The 18,885-nt window shown below is 56.3% G+C and carries 19 protein-coding genes and 1 riboswitch; of the genes, 18 read left to right on the top strand and 1 reads right to left on the bottom strand.

Going from position 1 to position 18,885, the window contains the following annotated elements; genetic code table 11:
• From VGJ94_09840 to VGJ94_09925, 18 genes are all read left to right on the top strand, one after another.
• On the top strand, positions 1–655 hold a 655-nt coding region (locus VGJ94_09840), incomplete at its 5' end, for an NAD(P)-dependent oxidoreductase (protein ID HEY3276911.1).
• A gap of 200 nt (positions 656–855) precedes the next feature.
• A riboswitch (cobalamin riboswitch) is annotated at positions 856–1,049 on the top strand.
• 228 nt (positions 1,050–1,277) lie between these two features.
• The gene (cobT, locus tag VGJ94_09845; GenBank protein HEY3276912.1) at positions 1,278–2,336 is read left to right on the top strand and encodes a nicotinate-nucleotide--dimethylbenzimidazole phosphoribosyltransferase; all 1,059 of its coding nucleotides are present in this window, start codon (positions 1,278–1,280) and stop codon (positions 2,334–2,336) included.
• Positions 2,337–2,421: 85 nt separating this feature from the next.
• The gene (locus VGJ94_09850) at positions 2,422–3,942 is read left to right on the top strand and encodes a cobyric acid synthase (protein HEY3276913.1); all 1,521 of its coding nucleotides are present in this window, start codon (positions 2,422–2,424) and stop codon (positions 3,940–3,942) included.
• Entirely contained in the window at positions 3,939–4,937 is a 999-nt protein-coding gene (gene cbiB / locus VGJ94_09855) for an adenosylcobinamide-phosphate synthase CbiB (GenBank protein ID HEY3276914.1), read from the top strand. The genes VGJ94_09850 and cbiB overlap by 4 nt, the downstream gene beginning before the upstream one ends.
• Positions 4,937–6,016: a threonine-phosphate decarboxylase CobD gene (gene cobD / locus VGJ94_09860; protein HEY3276915.1), complete on the top strand. Its 1,080-nt coding sequence runs from the start codon at positions 4,937–4,939 to the stop codon at positions 6,014–6,016. The genes cbiB and cobD overlap by 1 nt, the downstream gene beginning before the upstream one ends.
• Positions 6,004–7,368: a cobyrinate a,c-diamide synthase gene (locus VGJ94_09865; protein HEY3276916.1), complete on the top strand. Its 1,365-nt coding sequence runs from the start codon at positions 6,004–6,006 to the stop codon at positions 7,366–7,368. The genes cobD and VGJ94_09865 overlap by 13 nt, the downstream gene beginning before the upstream one ends.
• Before the next feature lie 2 nt (positions 7,369–7,370).
• Positions 7,371–8,363 carry a precorrin-8X methylmutase gene (locus tag VGJ94_09870; GenBank protein ID HEY3276917.1) on the top strand — a complete coding sequence of 331 codons (993 nt, stop codon included), beginning with the start codon at positions 7,371–7,373 and terminating at the stop codon, positions 8,361–8,363.
• On the top strand, positions 8,360–9,100 hold the full coding sequence (locus VGJ94_09875; protein HEY3276918.1) for an energy-coupling factor ABC transporter permease: 741 nt from the start codon (positions 8,360–8,362) through the stop codon (positions 9,098–9,100). The genes VGJ94_09870 and VGJ94_09875 overlap by 4 nt, the downstream gene beginning before the upstream one ends.
• Positions 9,097–9,384, top strand: a complete 288-nt coding sequence (locus VGJ94_09880; protein ID HEY3276919.1) for a hypothetical protein — start codon at positions 9,097–9,099, stop codon at positions 9,382–9,384. The genes VGJ94_09875 and VGJ94_09880 overlap by 4 nt, the downstream gene beginning before the upstream one ends.
• Entirely contained in the window at positions 9,381–10,136 is a 756-nt protein-coding gene (gene cbiQ, locus VGJ94_09885; GenBank protein ID HEY3276920.1) for a cobalt ECF transporter T component CbiQ, read from the top strand. The genes VGJ94_09880 and cbiQ overlap by 4 nt, the downstream gene beginning before the upstream one ends.
• Positions 10,124–11,005 carry an ATP-binding cassette domain-containing protein gene (locus VGJ94_09890; protein HEY3276921.1) on the top strand — a complete coding sequence of 294 codons (882 nt, stop codon included), beginning with the start codon at positions 10,124–10,126 and terminating at the stop codon, positions 11,003–11,005. Before cbiQ ends, VGJ94_09890 begins: the two co-directional genes overlap by 13 nt.
• Complete coding sequence (gene cobO, locus VGJ94_09895) at positions 11,002–11,523, top strand: cob(I)yrinic acid a,c-diamide adenosyltransferase (protein ID HEY3276922.1); 522 nt, start codon at positions 11,002–11,004, stop codon at positions 11,521–11,523. Before VGJ94_09890 ends, cobO begins: the two co-directional genes overlap by 4 nt.
• Positions 11,507–12,643 carry a cobalt-precorrin-5B (C(1))-methyltransferase CbiD gene (gene cbiD, locus VGJ94_09900; GenBank protein HEY3276923.1) on the top strand — a complete coding sequence of 379 codons (1,137 nt, stop codon included), beginning with the start codon at positions 11,507–11,509 and terminating at the stop codon, positions 12,641–12,643. Before cobO ends, cbiD begins: the two co-directional genes overlap by 17 nt.
• Positions 12,603–13,901, top strand: a complete 1,299-nt coding sequence (gene cbiE, locus VGJ94_09905) for a precorrin-6y C5,15-methyltransferase (decarboxylating) subunit CbiE (GenBank protein HEY3276924.1) — start codon at positions 12,603–12,605, stop codon at positions 13,899–13,901. Before cbiD ends, cbiE begins: the two co-directional genes overlap by 41 nt.
• Complete coding sequence (gene cobI, locus VGJ94_09910) at positions 13,898–14,617, top strand: precorrin-2 C(20)-methyltransferase (GenBank protein ID HEY3276925.1); 720 nt, start codon at positions 13,898–13,900, stop codon at positions 14,615–14,617. The genes cbiE and cobI overlap by 4 nt, the downstream gene beginning before the upstream one ends.
• Positions 14,614–15,378 (top strand): precorrin-4 C(11)-methyltransferase, encoded by a 765-nt coding sequence (gene cobM, locus VGJ94_09915; protein ID HEY3276926.1) that lies wholly within the window; start codon positions 14,614–14,616, stop codon positions 15,376–15,378. Before cobI ends, cobM begins: the two co-directional genes overlap by 4 nt.
• On the top strand, positions 15,362–17,149 hold the full coding sequence (gene cobJ / locus VGJ94_09920; GenBank protein ID HEY3276927.1) for a precorrin-3B C(17)-methyltransferase: 1,788 nt from the start codon (positions 15,362–15,364) through the stop codon (positions 17,147–17,149). The genes cobM and cobJ overlap by 17 nt, the downstream gene beginning before the upstream one ends.
• A gap of 159 nt (positions 17,150–17,308) precedes the next feature.
• Positions 17,309–17,992: a transglutaminase-like domain-containing protein gene (locus tag VGJ94_09925; GenBank protein ID HEY3276928.1), complete on the top strand. Its 684-nt coding sequence runs from the start codon at positions 17,309–17,311 to the stop codon at positions 17,990–17,992.
• Between the two features lie 70 nt (positions 17,993–18,062).
• Here the strand turns inward: VGJ94_09925 and VGJ94_09930 are convergent, their stop codons facing one another.
• Complete coding sequence (locus VGJ94_09930; protein ID HEY3276929.1) at positions 18,063–18,827, bottom strand: SDR family oxidoreductase; 765 nt, start codon at positions 18,825–18,827, stop codon at positions 18,063–18,065.
• Between the last annotated feature and the right edge of the window lie 58 nt (positions 18,828–18,885).

The raw sequence follows: 18,885 nt of genomic DNA on the forward strand, positions 1-18,885 counted from the left end.
CAAAGACGTGCATGCCCGCGGCACGGCGTATACGGTTGACAAAAAAGCGTTGAATGATATTATTCACCCTATGTTCCGCATGCAGGAGCAGACACTGGGAATAGTGGGAATGGGCAAGATCGGGACGGTGACTGCTCTCAAGGCCCGGGGACTCGGCATGCGGGTGATCTGTTACGACCCTTATGTACTGGGACCGGTTATGGTAAGCAGGGGCGTCACGCCGGTCGATTTCGACACCCTCCTTAAAAAATCGGATTTCATCACCACCCATACCCCTCTCACCACCGAGACGAGCCATCTCTTCGGCTACGATCAATTCAAGAAGATGAAACGGACTGCCTATTTCATCAATACGTCCCGTGGCGGATGCGTCGACCAGAAGGGCCTCGTCCGTGCCTTGAAAGAGGGTCTTATTGCGGGAGCAGGGATAGACGTCACCGAAGAAGAGCCCATACCACTTAATGACGAGATCCTTTCACTCCCGAATGTGATACTGACGGGACACAGCGCGTGGCATTCCCTCACCTCTCAGGTCGACCTTTACAGAAGACCGATGACGCAGGTCGTGCAGGCACTGAAAGGAGAATTCCCCATGTATACGGTAAATCCCGATGTAAAGGCACGATGGTTGAAGAGGTGGGGAAATAACGCATAAGCGGCGCCTTTAACCATAAGGGATGGTCCAACAGAGAGGCCCCCTGTGGAGCTTCCCGGCGGCCTATGTAGAAGTATAAAGGCAGGGGCTTCACCCTGCGATGTCACGAAACGAATTACCGTTATCGTCCGACTGGATGGACGAAAAGGAAATCTCGTGCCTCACCCGTCATTCTTGTTGACACCTTTAGGGAGCAGTGCTATATATTGAGTACTTCGGGTGCCGAAAGGCATAATAGGGAATCCCGTGAAAGATCGTCAGGATCTCAATCGGGAGCGGTCCCGCCGCTGTAACCGGGGACGAAAGCCAAGTGAGCCACTGAACGCGATTTGGGAAGGCAGGCGAGTAGGACGAACCGGGAGCCAGAAGACCTGCCTGAAGAATGCTGTCTTTCCGCTTCATGCGAAAGGAAGGGCAGAGTTCCCGCGGAGGAAGAGGATAAAGTAAACAGGGTGCAATCCTCAAGGCGTTTCCGCCTTGAGGATTTTTTGTTTCAGACCTTTACCTGCGACTGTCCTCAATGGGGGCTGTCGCGTTGTCCGGCTCACGGGAGCAGTAATGAAGAGAAAGGGTCCACAAGGCCGCAAGGCACAGGAGACACAATATCCCGGGAGGAGGAAGAATGGAACTGTTACAGAAAACCATCAAGAGCATCACACCCGTAAAAGAAGAATGGAAGGCTACGGCACAGGCTCGCCTTGACAGCCTTACCAAGCCGGTCGGTAGTTTGGGCCGGCTCGAAGAGTTTGCCCGTAGAATAGTGGGTATCACGGAAGATCCCATGCCGGTGATCGACAAGAAGGTGATTTTCGTTTTCGCCGCAGACCACGGGGTCGTGGAGGAAGGCGTGTCGGCTTACCCCAAGGAGGTTACGCCTCAGATGGTGCAAAATTTTCTTGCCGGCGGCGCGGGTATCAACGTGTTGGCGAGACACGCCGGCTCAGAGGTAGTGATCGTGGATATGGGCGTGGATTTTGATTTCGGGGGAATTGAGGGGCTCGTTGACCGGAAGGTGATGAAGGGGACGAGGAACTTCGTCAGGGGACCGGCCATGTCCCGGGAGGAGGCAGTTCAATGCCTGGAGGCAGGTATAGAGCTCGCGGATACCTATGCGTCGAAGGGGTGTAAAATGATGGGCACCGGCGATATGGGTATAGGAAACACTACCCCCTCGAGCGCCATTGCCGCAGTCATTACAGGAAGAGAGGCTTCCGAGGTGACGGGAAGGGGCACGGGTGTCTCGGATGAGGGTTTGTCGAAGAAAATTGCCGCCATAAAAGAGGGCATCCGGGTCAACAAGCCGGACCCCAAAGACGGTATTGACGTGCTCATGAAAGTAGGCGGGGCGGAGATAGGGGGCATCGCGGGACTTATCCTCGGCGCCGCATCTCACCGCATCCCGGTTGTCGTGGACGGGCTCATCTCTACCGCCGGAGCCCTTATCGCATATGCCCTCCAGCCTCACGTGAAAGATTATATATTCGCGGCCCATAATTCGGTCGAGCAAGGTCATCGGCTCATGCTGGAGACCATGGGGCTCACGCCTATAATCGATCTGGGCTTACGTCTCGGGGAAGGCACGGGAGGTGCGCTCGCAATGCTTCTCATTGAAGGCGGGTTGAAGGTATATAAAGAGATGGCTACCTTTGAAGAGGCGGGAGTATCGGAAGCGTCGGATTAGAAGATGTTATGGGTACACATAGGGAAAGAGCGACGAAAGACGAAGTGCCGGGGGAGTGGATACCGGGCCGGAGGGGAGGTCATCCATGGCTAAGGCGCTGATGGTGCAGGGGACCGGCTCGGGTGCGGGAAAGAGCCTCATTGCCGCGGCCCTGTTGAGGATTTTCCGTGACAAGGGGTTGAGCGTCGCGCCCTACAAGTCGCAGAACATGGCCCTCAATTCCTATGTGACCATGGAAGGGGGCGAGATCGGAAGGGCCCAGGCCCTCCAGGCTGAAGCAGCGCGGATAGAGCCTTCCGTCCACATGAACCCGGTCCTGCTCAAGGCCTCGGGAGAGATGGGGTCTCAGGTCGTCCTCCAGGGAAAAGTCCATTCCACCATGAAGGCCACCGAATATTATGCCTTCAGAAAAGAAGCATGGGAAGCGGCGAGGGACTCCTATTCGAGGCTCTCGAAGGCATACGATATAATTGTGATTGAGGGGGCAGGCAGTCCCGCTGAAATCAACCTCATGGATGTGGACATAGTGAACATGGCAATGGCGAGGCACGCGAAGGCGCCGGTAATCCTCGTGGGAGATATTGACAAGGGTGGGGTCTTCGCCTCTCTCTACGGGACCGTAAAGCTCGTGGGGAAGAACCGCAGATGGATCAAAGCCTTTGTGATCAATAAATTCAGGGGGGACGTGGAGATATTGAGGCCGGGCCTCGATATGATCACCAAAAAGACAGGAGTCCCGGTCATCGGCGTGCTGCCTTACGTATCGGACCTGGGATTGCCTGAGGAAGACGGCATGGCCCTCTCTCAGAGCCCGAAGTACAGGACCGGAATTTCCGCGGCGCCCATCCGGGTAGTGGTGGTACGGCTCAGGTACATCTCCAATTTCACCGACTTCGATCCCTTTTACCACGAACCGGACGTGGAGATCAGTTTTTCCGCGAGCGGCTCCGACATTGAAAACGCGGACCTTGTGATCATTCCCGGCACGAAGAACACCATGAAGGATCTTGCCTATATGCGACAACTGGGCCTCGACGGAAGCGTGCGGAAGGCGCGAGACAAGGGCGCCATGGTAATGGGAATGTGTGGCGGTTACCAGATGTTGGGAAGAAAAATCCACGATCCCGGCTGCGTGGAGAGTGACTGTGTTGAGACGGACGGACTCGGCCTTCTCGATCTCGATACCCTATTCGGACCGGAAAAGCGGACTCGCAGGGTGGAAGCGACGCCCGCGGGGACCGGCTGGGGGCAAAAGGGCCTTGGTCCTCTTTCGGGATATGAGATCCACATGGGAGAGAGTGTGGGGGAGGTCGGACTTTTTCGCGTGAAGGCTCTCTCCCGAGGCGGGAATCCCGGAAGGGACATCGAGGAATATGCCGACGGCTCCCGTAAGGGCAACTGCTGGGGCACTTATATCCACGGGATATTCGATAACGATCGTTTCAGAAGGGATATGCTCGATACCGTCCGGAGGATGAGAGGCCTCGAGCCCCTGCAATCCTGCATTGATTATGGCGCAGCCAGGGAAAAGGGAATAGACAATCTCGCCCGCATGGTGGAGGAAAATATGGACATACCCTTTATAGAGGAGCTTCTTCACCTATGACGGAGTGGCAGGCCCTCATACTCGCTTTCTTTATGGACCTTTCCATAGGAGACCCTCTGTGGCTTCCTCATCCGGTGAGGCTCATGGGGAGGGTGATTGCATACGCGGAAGCCTTCCTCCGGAAGAAATGCGGGACGCCCGGACAACTGAAACGGGCTGGCATGCTCCTGGCGGGAGGGCTCGTCCTCTCTGTTTTGGCAGTGACATATGCTCTCGAGAAAACGGTCTTCTGGATCACGGGCAATCTATCCGCCATTGTGGGAGGCGTGCTCTTTGTCTATCTCATCGCCACCACGATCGCCTTCAGGGGCCTCATAGATTCCGTGCTCCTCGTGGTGCGCGCCATATATTCCGGAAATATCCCTGAGGCGAGACGGCATTTAAGTATGGTCGTGGGGCGGGACACGGAGAATCTTACGGAAAAAGAGGTGCTCACCGCGGCCATGGAGACCCTTGCGGAAAACCTCTCCGATGGGGTGGTGGCGCCGGTCTTCTATTTTGCCTTGGGAGGGCTGCCTCTTGCCATGGCATACAAGGCGGTCAATACCCTTGATTCCATGGTGGGATACAAAAATGAAACTTATCTTCACCTGGGATGGGCATCGGCGCGGCTCGATGATCTGGCTAATTATATACCCGCCCGGATTACGGGCCTCCTTGTGGTCGCCTCGGTTTTCGTGCTCAATATGTGCAATCGGCACAGCCGGTCCGTAGCTTCCGTCCGTCGTTCCTACAGGACTATGAGAAGGGACGGGCGGAATCACACGAGCCCCAACAGCGGGATCCCCGAAGCGGCTATGGCAGGGGCCCTGGGCGTACGTATGGGAGGGCCTTCCCTGTATCAGGGCGTCTCCGTGAATAAAGCCTATATCGGGGAGTCTGCAAGAGAGGATTTTATCCCGGCCATTCACGAGGAGATGAGAATAGTATGGGTGACGGCGATACTTGCCTTCGGTGTTGCCGTTCTTGCCCGGTATTTAAGGAGCGGGATGTGATGGGAGAGAACCACGGCGGCAATATTTACCGATGTGCCCGGTCGTATGGCCTGAAAGAGGAGGAGATCCTGGATTTCAGTGCCTCCATAAACCCTCTCGGTCTTCCGGCAAGCGCCCGTTCAGCCATGATCGGGGAGATGGGGCGGCTCGTCCATTATCCCGATCCCGATACCCGGGAGCTTTGCCTCAAAATCAGCGAACAGACCGGTATAGGCGAGGACCGCATTATATGCGGCAATGGGAGTACCGAGCTTATCTACCTGATCGCAAGGGCATTGAAGCCTCGAAGAGTCCTTATCCCTGACCCCACTTTTTCCGAATACCGGAGGGCATGCGAGATGGACCGGAGCGTCCATATTGTCTCATATGAGACAGATAGAGGAAGGTCCTTCGACGTGAGCCCCGATGAATTCCTTCGGGCGATGGATGGAAGTGAAGGTTTTCAGTCCCAATGTGATATGGCATTTCTCTGTAACCCCAATAACCCCACCGGCAGGCTGATTCCAAGGACGGAGATGCTAAGGCTCGCCGAAGGGGCAAAACGTAGCCGATCCATCCTCATAGTGGACGAGGCCTTTATCGATTTTTGTCCCGACGCGACGATCATCGACGAGGTGGAGCGTAACCCTTATCTCGTGGTGCTCCGGTCCCTCACAAAATTTTACGCCCTCTCGGGGCTTCGCATCGGGTACGCAGCCGTGCTTCCGGACCTTGCGAAGAAGCTCCGGGACGCTAAGGAGCCGTGGACGGTGAACACCCTTGCCCAGAAGGCAGCTGTCGCGGCCCTCGATGACCTCGAATACAGGAGGGAGACCTTCAGGGTAATCGAGGGAGAGAAGAAGATTCTTGAAGAGGGGTTCCGGCGTCTCGGAATATTTTATCTCCTCTCGGCCGCAAATTTTTATCTCCTGAAAATGGAGAAGGGGGCTGAGGTAAGAGCGGCCCTCGCCCGGAAAGGGATACTGGTAAGGGACTGCTCCAACTTCGCCGGTCTTGACGGCACCTACATGCGGGTCGCGGTAAAATCCAGGGATCATAACCTGCGGCTCCTCGAGGAGATGGCGAAATGCGCGGCATAGTGATAGGGGGAACCCACAGCGGCTGCGGCAAAACCACCGTGACCCTCGGGGTCCTCGCTGCCTTAAAAGCAAGAGGTATCAGGGTGCAGTCCTTCAAGGCAGGCCCCGACTATATCGATACAGGGCTCCACGGCGTGATCACCGGCAGGCCGTCACGGAACCTGGACCTCTGGATGTGCGGGGAATCGTACGTGAAGGAATGCCTGGAAACCTACTCCTTCGATGCGGATTTCGTGGTGGTGGAAGGAGTGATGGGCCTTTTTGACGGCGACTTCAGCACCGCTTCCCTTGCAGCAGAGCTGGGCCTGCCCGTGGCGCTCGTGATTGACGGATACGGCATGGCCGAAACATCGGCTGCTTTCGCGAGAGGTTTTAAGGAGCACGCAGCAGAAAAAGGGGTCGCAATCAAGGGGATCATCTTTAACAGGGTAGCCTCCCCGGAGCATTTTCGCCGCCTTGCCGCGGCAACCCCTCAAATCCCGGTCTGGGGTTATCTGCCCCGGGACCTCGAGTTTGAGATTCCCCACAGGCATCTCGGTTTGGCGGTAGCTGAAGAGAACCCGATGAAGGCCGGGCAGATCGACAGGCTCGGGGAAGTAGTGGAGCGCTTCATCGATCTCGATGCCCTTCTTGAATCGGAGGTGACCGCGGATTTCGGCCGAATAGAGCAGCCGGGCGTGGAGTCCCTTCAGGAGCGCGATTCCTGCTGCATTGCCGTTGCCTATGACAGGGCCTTCAACTTCTATTATGAGGATAACCTCGACCTCTTGAAGCGCGCGGGGGCGGAGATCGTGCGATTCAGCCCCCTTACGGACAGGGCGATACCGGACGGGGCTGACGCCCTCTACATAGGAGGGGGATATCCCGAGGTCCACGCGGCGGAGCTGAGCCGGAATCGCGCCATGAGAAAAGCGGTGAAGGATTGGGCAATGGCGGGTAGACCTATCTACGCAGAGTGCGGCGGGCTCATGTACCTCTCGGAAGGCATCTATGATTTCGAGGGGGACTTTCATGAGATGGCAGGGATATTTCCCTTTAAGACCAGGATGAAAAGCGGGCGGTCGCGGCTCGGGTACCGCAGGGTCGCATTCATTGAAGATTGTATAATAGGCAGGAAAGGGGAAACAGCCCGGGGTCACGAGTTCCATTACTCCGAGATTGTGGACGAGGGGGCGGCTCCCGGCTTCCTGAAGGTCTATTCCGTGGAGAACGCCTCAGGAGAACCGGCGGCTTCCGGAGGCGAAGGGTTCATCTGCCTCAATACCCTGGCAAGCTACATCCATCTCCATTTCGGCAGTAATCCCCGTATAGCGGAAGTTTTTATCGAGAATGCAAGAAAGAGAGGCCGGTAAATATGGAAAATATATTGATAATAGGACATGGCAGCCCGAAGCAGGATGCCAATAATGTAGATGCCCTTGGAATTGCCCTTCACAGCGCCATACATCCCGCATGCACCTCGGAGTGTGTCAAGATCGCATACCTCCAGTATGGCAAGCCGGGCATCATGGAGTCGATCGCGGAATGCGTGAAGGGCGGGGCTTCGAAGATCACGGTCCATCCCTTCTTCCTGAGCGCGGGCATGCATGTGACCAAGGATATACCCGCGAAGATCGCGGAAGCACGTAATCTCTATCCCCACGTGGAATTCGTCTATACCGACCCCCTGGGGCCTCACCAGAAACTCGTGGAGATCGTGATCGAGAGACTCGGCACGAGCGCGATCGGCAAGCCGGCAGACATCGAGAAGAGAAGTTTCGAGATAATTTCGGGGGAATTCGACTTAAGCAGGTTCCCTTCCGACCAGGCGCCTGTAGTCAGAAGGGTGATCCATGCGACGGCAGACCTGGAGTTCGGCGATACCCTGCGCTTCAGTCCGGACGCAATAAAGGCGGGTATTGAAGCCATAAAGGCGGGAATGGATATCGTCACCGACGTTGAGATGGTACGGGCGGGCATCAGCAGGAAACTTCTCGAGCCGTGGGGCGGGGCCGTAAGATGCGCCATTAATGATGAGGAGGTGGCGGCGACTTCGGCCCATACCGGGCATACCCGTGCAGCCCTTTCTATCGAGCGCGGTCTCGCGGGAAATGTGGGGATCGTGGCAATAGGAAATGCGCCCACGGCCCTTTTAAAGACGATCGAAGTGCTGACGAACGGGACGGGCAGGACCTTCACTCCCCTCGTGGTGGGCGTTCCCGTGGGTTTCGTGAAAGCCCTCGAATCAAAGACCTTGCTCGCTGCCCAGTCTTTGCCGTACATCACGAACCTGGGCAGGAAAGGCGGGACGCCGGTGGCAGTAGCGATCGTGAATGCACTCCTGAAGATGGCTTCGGAGGCAGTGTGAGAAAGGCCTTACTCTTTGTTTTTGGCTTCTATTTTTTACTCGTGCCCGATGTCCATGCCATGCATGTTTCGGAAGGCATACTCCCGTGGCACTGGGCTATATTCTGGTATGCCCTTTCTGCGCCCTTTATCGCCCTTGGGCTTTACAAACTCAAAGCAGCTGCAGGGGGAGATATGGCTTTCAAGCCCCTTGTGGGGCTCGTGACCGCCCTGGTATTCATTATCTCAAGCATGCCTGTTCCGGTGCCTGTCGTAGGCTCCACCTCCCATCCATGCGGCACGGCCATGTCGGCTATTCTTCTGGGACCTTCCATAAGCGTGATCGTCGCCGCATGCGCTCTTCTTATCCAGGCCCTCTTTCTCTCTCACGGCGGCGTGAGCACCCTGGGGGCAAATATTTTCTCCATGGGAGTTATGGGCTCCTTTACAGGTTATCTGGCTTTCAGGCTCCTGAGGGCGGCAAGGGTCAATATGGTCGCCTGCGCCTTTGCGGCGGGTCTTTGCGCAGATTGGGCGACCTATTTCACCACCTCGGTCGAGCTTGCATCGGGCATAAGGGGAGATGGACCGTTTCTTCCGCTTCTCCTCAAAATCGCGGCGGCCTTTGTGCCTACCCAGGTTCCACTGGGCATATTGGAGGGCGCCATTACAGCCGGCATGATATCGCTGCTCTTGAGAAGAAGACCGGACCTGCTGGTGAAGATGCATATCCTGAAGCAGGAAGAGGCCGCGCGATGACAGGGATGAGATATCTGCCCCTCATTCTTATAATGGCCGCCCTTCTCGCGGGTCATTATGCCGCCGCATGGGGGAATGAAAAATGGCAGGGGATCGACACGACAGTGGTGGAAAAGTTCGCGAAGGAACATGGAAGGGAGGCGAGGGGAAGCCTTATTCCCACGGACCAGGGCGACCTTCTTCTCTTTCTCTTCCTTCTCGCGGGGGCGGCAGGCGGGTTCGTAGCGGGATACCACTGGAGGTCTCTCATGGGCCGCACCCGTAAAGGAGGAAATAAGAAGTGACGGCCATATTATCGGAGATGCCGGGACGGGACCACATCCTTAAGCGAGTGGACGGAAGGCTGAAAATCCTGCTGGCAGCTGCGATCCTCGTGCTTGTCGTGGCTTCCAAAGGGTTCCTTCTCCCCCTTTCTCTCGTAACAGCCATGATCATCATGTGCATATACTTAAGAATACCCGCAAGAACGTGGTCTCTCAGGTTCTCGGAACCTCTTGCCCTGGTTCTGGTTCTGATTCTTATCAAGCTCTTTTTTTCCGGTCAAGAGCCCCTTTTTTACCTGTCCCTTGGGGGGATGAAGATAACGGGATATAAAGACGGGCTCCTCGACGGCCTTGCCATGGCCGCGCGGATCGGCGGCGCCCTATCGGTCGTCTCGATCCTCAGTTTCACCACGCCTTTCACCCATATCATCTCCGCCCTTTCATGGCTCAAGATCCCAAAAGGTATTATCGAAACGCTCATGTTCGCCTACAGGTACATATTCCTGCTCTCCGATGAGGCCATAGTCATCTACTGCGCCCAGAAGAACAGGCTCGGCTATTCGAATCTAAGGAGGGGCTTGAGCTCCTTCGGCATGCTCGCCGGATCCCTTACCCTCAAAGCCCTGGAGCATAGCCAGATGACGGCTTCGGCAATGACCCGGAGGGGATATGACGGCAACCTTCCTATGATGAGGCACAGACCCTTCAGGGCACGGGAAGTCTTTGGGTCGGCCCTTTTTCTTACGGCAGTGGTGTTTTTATGGGCGATATGATCAGACTCGCTTTAAAGATAGACTTCTTTCAGTACCCTGACGGCACGAGGGCTATGGGAGAGATTAGCCTCGACGTGAAGGAGGGTGAATTCTGCGGTATTCTGGGATCGAACGGATCGGGGAAAACAACGCTCCTGAAACTGATGGACGGCCTCCTTAAAACTCACGCGGGAGCGGTCCGTCTCGACGGGGAGGATATACGGAAACTGACTCCCAGGGATATCTACCGGAAAGTGGGGCTCATATTTCAGAATCCCGATGAGCAGCTCTTTGCCGCCACGGTATTCGAGGACGTTGCCTTCGGTCCCCTGAACATGGGGCTTGAAGAGAAGGAAGTAGCGAGGAGGGTGAAGGAGGCGCTTATTGCCGTCGAAATGGAGCCTTACGGGGAGAAATCGATTCACCACCTGAGCTACGGACAAAAGAAGAGGGTCTGTATTGCGGGGCTTCTTGCAATGGGACACGAGATTCTCCTCCTTGACGAACCTACCGCGGGACTCGACCCCATGGGCGAGTACAAGATGATGACCCTCCTCAAGAAACTAAACGACGAAGAGAAGGTGACCATTGTGATGGCTACCCATAGCGTAGACCTTGTGCCCCTTTTTCTCGATTCTCTTCATATTCTCAGTAAGGGGGCCATCGTCAGGGGAGGAAGGCCCGAGGATGTATTCGGTGCCCCTGAGGAGATGGAGGAGGTAAAGCTCCGCCTTCCTCAAATAGCGGAACTTATCTATCGTCTGAAGCATGAAGATAAAATACCCTTCGATACGGTCCCTCTTACCATCGGCGAGGCACGAAGGGAGATCCTGAGGATGGTGAGTCTCTTTGACCGTCCGCCCCCTGACAAGGAAAAGACGGGTATATGAAAAAAGGGTACATTCAGGTATATACAGGCGAGGGAAAAGGCAAGACCACCGCGGCCCTCGGTCTTGCCCTGAGAGCCGCGGGGGCGGGCATGAGAATCTGCATAATCCAGTTCGTAAAATCCCGAAGGTGCGCCGAGCACCGGATCATAGAGGAACGCCTGAGCGACCTCATTACCATAAGAAAATTCGGAGCGGGACTGATCGGAGAAGGGGGACCCACGGGCGCTGATAAGGAGGGGGCGAACAAAGCGCTCCGCGAGGCACGAACGGTCCTGGAATCGGATGGGTATGACGTGGTCATATTGGATGAGGTGAACGTGGCGGTCCACTATGGCCTTGTGAGCCTATCCGATCTCCTCGACCTGATGGAGAAAAAACCCGAGAATGTCGAGCTCATCATCACGGGGAGATATGCCGCTAAAGAAGTCATGACGAGGGCCGACCTGGTAACGGAAATGAAAGAGGTCACCCATTATTGGAAAAAGGGCGTGAAAGCGAGACATGGCATCGAGTGGTAAGAAACTGAGGACGGGGTTTACCACAGGCGCCTGCGCAGCCGCGGCAGCCAAGGCAGCGGTCATGCTCCTTTTCGGCAGGAAACCCAATTTTTCGGACGGGGCGGAAGTGGAGATCCCACTACCATCGGGCGATAGAGTACGGTTTCTCGCGCGATGCCTTACTATTACAAAAGGTCCTTCAGGCCCGGCTGCCTCGGCAACGATAATCAAGGATGGCGGAGACGACCCTGATGTAACCAATGAAGCTGCCATCGTTGCCACAGCTACCATGCGCGAAGGCGTGGAGAATATTTTTATCAGGGGCGGAGAGGGTGTGGGAAGGGTCACCAAACCCGGACTCTCGGTAGCGGTGGGGGAAGCAGCCATAACGCCCGTGCCGAGAAAAATGATCCGTGACGCCGTGATGGAGGCAAGGGAGGAATTTTTTGGATCCGACAATAAGGGGGCGATAGAAATCACGATCTCCGTGCCCGAAGGAGAGTCCCTGGCCCGGAAGACATTGAACGGAAGGCTCGGCATCATAGGCGGCATCTCCATACTCGGCACGACCGGCATCGTGAAGCCCCTGTCCGCGGGGGCATGGACCGCGACGATCTCCACGTCCATGGATGTGGCTAAGGCGGCAGGGTGCACGGAGATCGTCCTTTCCGTGGGAAGGATTTCGGAGAAGGCCCACATGAAGAAGTATGCTTATCCGGAGGAGGCATATGTGATGATGGGCGATTACCTGGCCTTCTCCCTTGGCAAGGCCCGGGAGCACGGCTTCAGAAGGATCCATATCAGCGCCCAGTGGGCGAAGATGCTGAAAATATCCATGGCTACCCCGGAAACCCATGTGCGTCACGGCGCCATCGATCCCCAGAAGGGGGCGGATCATTTGAGAAGGATGGGCATCCCCGTTCCAGGGGGCCGTATGTTCAATACGGCGAGAGAGCTTTATACGGAGCTGGCCGCGCTCCCCGGTTTTCCCTTCCCTGGTTTCGCATCGGTATGTATGGGGGTGAAGGAATATGCTGAGGAGATGGCGAAGGGGATTCCCGTTATTGCCCATCTCGTATCTTATGAAGGAGAGATTATAGGTGACAGCGAAGAAAGTATATATAGTAGGCATCGGGCATAAACCTCTTGACGAGCGGTGCCGGCGGATTCTCGGCGCGGCCGATGTTATCCTCACATCTCCCAGGCTTCTTGAAGTCTTCCAAAAGTATGCGGACTATCCTGAAGTGAAGGGGAAGGTGAAGATCATAGACAGGGTGGGAGAAACCCTTGATTACATCGAGAGGAAGAGAGAGGTAGAGTCCATAGTCCTTCTCGGGTCGGGGGACCCCATGTTCCACGGGATCGGAAGACAGGTGATCGCCCGATGTGGAAGAGAAGGGGTCGAGGTGTTTCCCGACCTCTCGAGCGTCCAGGTCGCATTCGCGCGGATCAGGGAGCGATGGGACGATGCCTTTCTCATGAGCCTTCACGGGGGACTAATTCCCGGAAAAGGCACCAGGGCCTATACTCTCGCCGACCTGCCCTCTCTCCTGGCGGAATATGGAAAGCTCGCCATACTGACAGACGGCACAAATAATCCCACGGCGATTGCAGAGGTCTTTGTCGCCCTGCCTGCGCTGCCTCCCGTGAAGATTTTTGTGTGTGAGAAGCTGGGATACGGAGAGCAAGAGATGATCACCTCAGGAGCACCTGAAGAGATCGCCGGAAAGACCTTCTCCGACCTCAATGTAGTGATCCTTCTTGGGTCCCATGCAGGGGGAAAGGGCCCAGACAGAGGGTCCGAAACATACAAAAAGCCTCCCTCCGCCGCAGCACGGTTTGGACTTACCGAAAAGGAGTTTAGCCATTCCCGGGGACTTATCACGAAAGACGAGGTCCGGGCGGTAACACTCCATAAACTTAGGCTGCCGTCAGAAGGGGTGCTCTGGGATGTAGGGGCAGGATCGGGGTCCCTTTCGATCGAGGCGGCCCGCCTGTCTCCGGGACTCTCAGTTTTTGCCGTGGAGCGGGACGACGAGCAGGTCGCCCATATGAAGCAAAACAAAAGGCAATTCGACCTTTCCAATATGGAGATTGTAAAGGGTGAGGCACCTTACGCATTAGATTCACTGCCTGATCCGGACCGGGTATTCGTGGGGGGAAGCGGCGGCTCGCTGGCGGCGATTATCGCTCTGACAGGTGAGCGCATGCGTGCAGGCGCAATAGTGATAAACTGCGTGACCCTGGAGACGGTCGATGAGGCGGTCAGGGAGCTCGAGGCCCGTGGTTTTCAGATAGACCTATCCCAGGTCAGCGTTTCCAGATTAAAAGAGCTGGGAGAAAGGAGATATTTGAAGGCCCTCAACCCGGTCTTTATCATACGTGGAGAAAAGCCATGAAGGCGGGAAAACTCTATGTCATAGGGGTGGGGCCGGGAGACCCGGAACTGCTGACCCTGAAGGGCGCGAGGACTCTCGGAAGAATTTCCTGCATCGTGGTGCCCAAGGGAAGGGAAGAGGGGAGCAGCCTCGCCCTTTCCATTGCGCGCAAGGCGGTAGACCTCAGCGGAAAAGAGGTCGTGGAGGTGCATTTTCCCATGGTGAAGGCGTCACGCGACGAATCCCATGGCGCATGCGACCTGGAATGGAACGGGGCAGTCGAAACGATTGCGGGAAGGCTCAATGAGGGCCGCGACATTGCATTCCTTACCATCGGCGACCCCGCTATCTACAGCACTTTTTTCAACATCTACGACAGACTTATCCGATCGGACCCGCGACTTGAGATCGAGATCATTCCCGGGGTCTCCTCTATCAATGCGTCGGCCGCCCGGGCCTGTCTCTCTCTCGGGCTCGGAGACGGAAAGATCGCATTGATCCCTGCCCCATATGAGGAGCATCTGCGGGAGATTCTTGAAAAATTCGATACGGTGGTGCTGATGAAGGTCTATAAAGTCATGGAAAAGGTCCGCCGCGCCCTCGATGAAACGGGCCTTACCGGAAAGGCTGTGTATGTCTCGAGGGTGGGAATGGAAGGCGAGAAGGTCATAGAAGATATTACATCCCTCACGGAGGCTGACATGGACTATTTTTCTCTGGTGATCGTGCGAAAATGAAAGAAAAAGGGACCGTATACTTCGTCGGCGCGGGTCCCGGGGACCCGGAGCTGATCACCCTGAAAGGACGGAGGCTTCTCGATGAGGCCCATGTGGTAGTCTATGCGGGCAGTCTCGTCAATCCCGCGCTCCTCGAAGGCATAAAGGCCGAGATATACGATTCGGCGGGGATGACCCTCGATGAGATTATCGGGGTGATGAATTCGGCTGTTTCCGCGGGGCGCATGGTAGTGAGGCTCCACACGGGAGACACATCCTTCTTCAGTGCCATATCGGAGCAAATCGAACGGTTGAAACAGCTGGGTATTGACTACTGTGTGGTGCCGGGGGTCTCATCCGCCATGGCAGGGGCTGCGGTTCTGGGCCAGGAGCTCACCATCCCCGAGGTAAGCCAGACCGTCATATTTACGAGGATGGAAGGGAGGACCCCTGTTCCGGAGAAGGAGCGACTCGACGCGCTCGCCAGGCATGGGTCGACCATGGTGATCTTCCTGAGCGCAGGATTGATCAGAGAGGTCCGGGAGGAGCTTCTGAAAGGCTATGGAGACCAGACGCCCTTCGTGGTCATCGAAAAGGCATCATGGCCCGATCAGAAGGTGGTACGGGGGGTATTGAAAGAGATGGTCGAGATCGTTGAAGAGGCGGGCATACGGAAGACAGCCCTTATCTATGTGGGCGAATCTCTCAGAGCCTCTGTCGGGCCACTGGGCAAGGAATCGAAGCTATATCACAAGGACTTCACTCATGAGTACAGAAAATAGGACGGCCCTCTTTTATATTACCCGTGAAGGACGGGGGCTCGGGGTGCGTCTCGGGAGGCTCTATCCCGCATTGACGATCCGGAAATTCTCGAGAAAGGCGGTGGAGGAATTGTGGGGCTCTTATGGAACGCTTCTCTTTGTCATGGCCGCCGGTATTGTGGTGCGGACTATCTCGGGTCTCATGAAGGGCAAACGGACCGATCCCGCGGTGATTCTCCTCGACGAGAAGGGGCAGAACGTAATCAGCCTCTTGAGTGGCCATCTCGGCGGCGCCAATACGCGGACGAAGGAGATCGCCGCCTTTTTGGGGGCCCACGCGGTCATCACCACCGGGTCCGACGTGGCGGGACTCCCTTCCCTCGACCTCTGGGCCCGCGAAGAGGGCCTTGCCATCGAAGATTGGAGTCTCCTCCCAAAAACAGGCGCGAGGTTACTCGATAAAGGGAATTTAAATGTCTACAGCGGGACGCAGATCGACCTTCCCACCGGGCTCACACGGGTCGATAACCCTCAAAATGCGGATATCCTGATAACGAACAGAAGAAATACCCCCGGTGAAGGCCTTTACCTCAGGCCCCGAAACCTCGTAGTCGGGGTAGGATGCAACCGTGGGACATCCGTTGAGGAGATCGAGGAAACGGTGAGGGCAGTGCTCGACGAGCACGGGTTCTCATTTCTTTCCCTATTCCGCCTTGCCACGATTGACATAAAAACCGGGGAGCCGGGAATCAAAGCCTTCTGCGCGAGAAATTCCCTGGAGCTCCTTTCCTTTACCGCCTCCGAGCTTAACGGAGTGGCCGGGATAACGGTCTCGGAGGCCGCCCGAAGAGCCACCGGGGCCAAGGCGGTGGCCGAGCCTTCAGCGCTTCTCGGGGCCGGGGCAGCGTCTCTTCTCGTGAGAAAAGAGAAGAGGGGAAATGTGACCGTAGCGGTGGCTGAGAGGTCAAAGGCATGGCCGGTGGAGGGGCGACCTAAAGGTCACACGCCGCCCGGAAGGATCTATGTGGTCGGCATCGGCCCCGGCGGCAGGGAGCACATGACGCCCCGTGCCATTTCCGCGATCAGGGATTCTGAGGTGATTGTGGGCTATGGCACTTATGTTGCTCTGATCAGGGACCTTCTCGGTAATAAGAAAGTCTTTTCCACGGGCATGACGCACGAGATAGAGAGATGCGCCGGGGCGATTCAGGCTGCTGGGGAAGGGAGCACCGTGGCGGTGATAAGCGGCGGCGACCCGGGTATTTACGCCATGGCAGGGTTGGTTTTCGAGCTATTGATGAAGCCGGGCGATAGACCCCTGCCTCCTGTGGAGGTGATTCCCGGGATCTCTGCCCTCAACGCATCCGCGGCGCGACTAGGCGCGCCCCTGATGCACGATTTCGCATCCGTGAGCCTCTCCGACAGGCTTACCTCGTGGGAAACCATCGCAAAGAGGCTTGAGGCCGCCGCCATGGCCGATTTCGTCATCGTCCTGTATAACCCCAGGAGCCGGGGCAGGGCGGGCCACTTAAAAAAGGCAGCGGAGATAATTGCGAAGCACAGGGCCCCTGCCACTGCCGTGGGCATTGTGAGGCGGGCCATGAGGGAAGATGAGAGCGCGGTGCTCACTACCCTCGAAGGAATGCTCGATCATGAGATAGACATGCAGACCACGGTGATAATCGGCAATTCGAAAACTTTTACCTGGAACAATATTATGATTACGCCCCGCGGCTACGAGGAGATGATCGCGTCCAGGCAGTCAATTACGGAGAAGCCTTCGCGCGGGTAGTGATATAAAATATTAGCGTTAAATCGGCTGCTTAGAGACAATTGTAGATCCTTTGTCTGAAGGTTATCCAGCCCATGCCGGACAGCTCCCCGATCGTTCCGGATTGTCTATGCGCAACATATCATGGTAAAATCCGGGAAGAAAGATAAATAGAATCCTATGGACACCTGCCTTCGATCGACCTTCTTTATAGATGCGGACCATGAGGCGGTCCGACGCGTTGCAGAGGACCTCACCTCCGGTCTTCTTTCGGATTGCGAGAAAGGGGTAAGGCTCTACTATTTTGTCCGCGACCTCATTCGGTATAACCCTTATATGATCTCCACTCACCGCGATGACTTCAGGGCAAGCCTTACCCTTGAGAGAGGGCAGGGGTATTGCGTTCAGAAGGCAATACTTCTTACGGCCCTGGGGCGGGCAGTAGGGATACCGGCGCGGCTGGCCTTTGCGAAAATCAGAAACCACAGACTCCCAAATCACTTACGGGAGGCGATCGGAACCGATATCTTGCCCGCTCATGGCTTCAGCCAACTTTACATTCAGGGTAGGTGGCTCAGCGTTACCCCCGCGTTCGATCGGGAGCTTTGCGCGAAAAACAGCATGCCCCCGGTTGAATTCGACGGCGGACATGATGCGTTGCTTGCGCCCTTTGATGGGGAGGGAAAACCTTTCATTGAATATCTGGAAAAATACGAGCCACAGGAGGACCTTCCCTTAGCATGGCTGACGGGCAGGGTACGCTCCATATGGGGTCACAAAAGGTCATGGATTAATGAACAGGACTCTGAAGGACATACCATGGCATCGGGGTTCCGGTTTCAAAGAAAGGAAAAAGTATTGTAGAGGGAGGGCCGGAATAGCCGGCCCTCCCGGGCTTGCTGCCCATCCTACCTTGAGGTGTGGCAGGGTGTGTTTAAAATACGAACAGATCGAGGCCGCCCATCATGTTGACGATGGAGCCGGTCATATATGCCGCCTTGTCGGAGCAGACGAAGGCGATCGCTTCGGCGATCTCTTCGGGCTCGGCAGGTCTTCTTAAGGCGATCCTCTTCTCGAACCTCTCCCGGACCTCCTGGGGAATGGGCTCATAATAGGCTTCCGTGTTAGCCGTGCCGATGAGCACGCAGTTGGCGGTGATGTTGAACCGTGACCCCTCCAGGGCAACCGATTTAGCCATGCCGATGAGTCCTGCCTTGGCAGCGCCGTAGCTCGACTGTCCCGAGCCGCCCATGACGCCCGCAACGGAGGTCATATTGACGATGCGGCCCCACTTGTTGGCGCACATGTCTGCCCATGCCTCTTTGATACAGTAGAAGGCGGAGTTGAGGCAGAGCTTTACTTCGCTGTCCCAGTCGTCGACATTCGTCTTCGCCACGGTGACCATGCGGCGCATCTGGGCTGCGTTGTTGACGAGGATACTGACGGGTCCCATTTTCTCTTTGATGGCGGCAAAGCCCTTCTGGGTGTCGCCGTAGTCTCTCCCGTTCATCCTGAGAGCCATTGATTTGCGTCCCAGGGCCCTGATCTCTTCCGCTACCTTCTCGACGCCGGCCATATTGTTGTAACCCGTTACCACCACATCCGCTCCGTCTCGTGCCAGGGCGATCGCTGCGGCCCTGCCGATACCGCGCGGCATCGAGGCGCCTGTGACCAATGCAAGTCTTCCTTCCGAACCCATAGAGAACCTCCTTTAGGGATAATGTGTATCGCAGCCTATATACATAGCATCATTTCGG

The organism is Syntrophorhabdaceae bacterium, assembly GCA_036504895.1.
Classification (GTDB): Bacteria; Desulfobacterota; Syntrophorhabdia; order Syntrophorhabdales; family Syntrophorhabdaceae; genus PNOM01.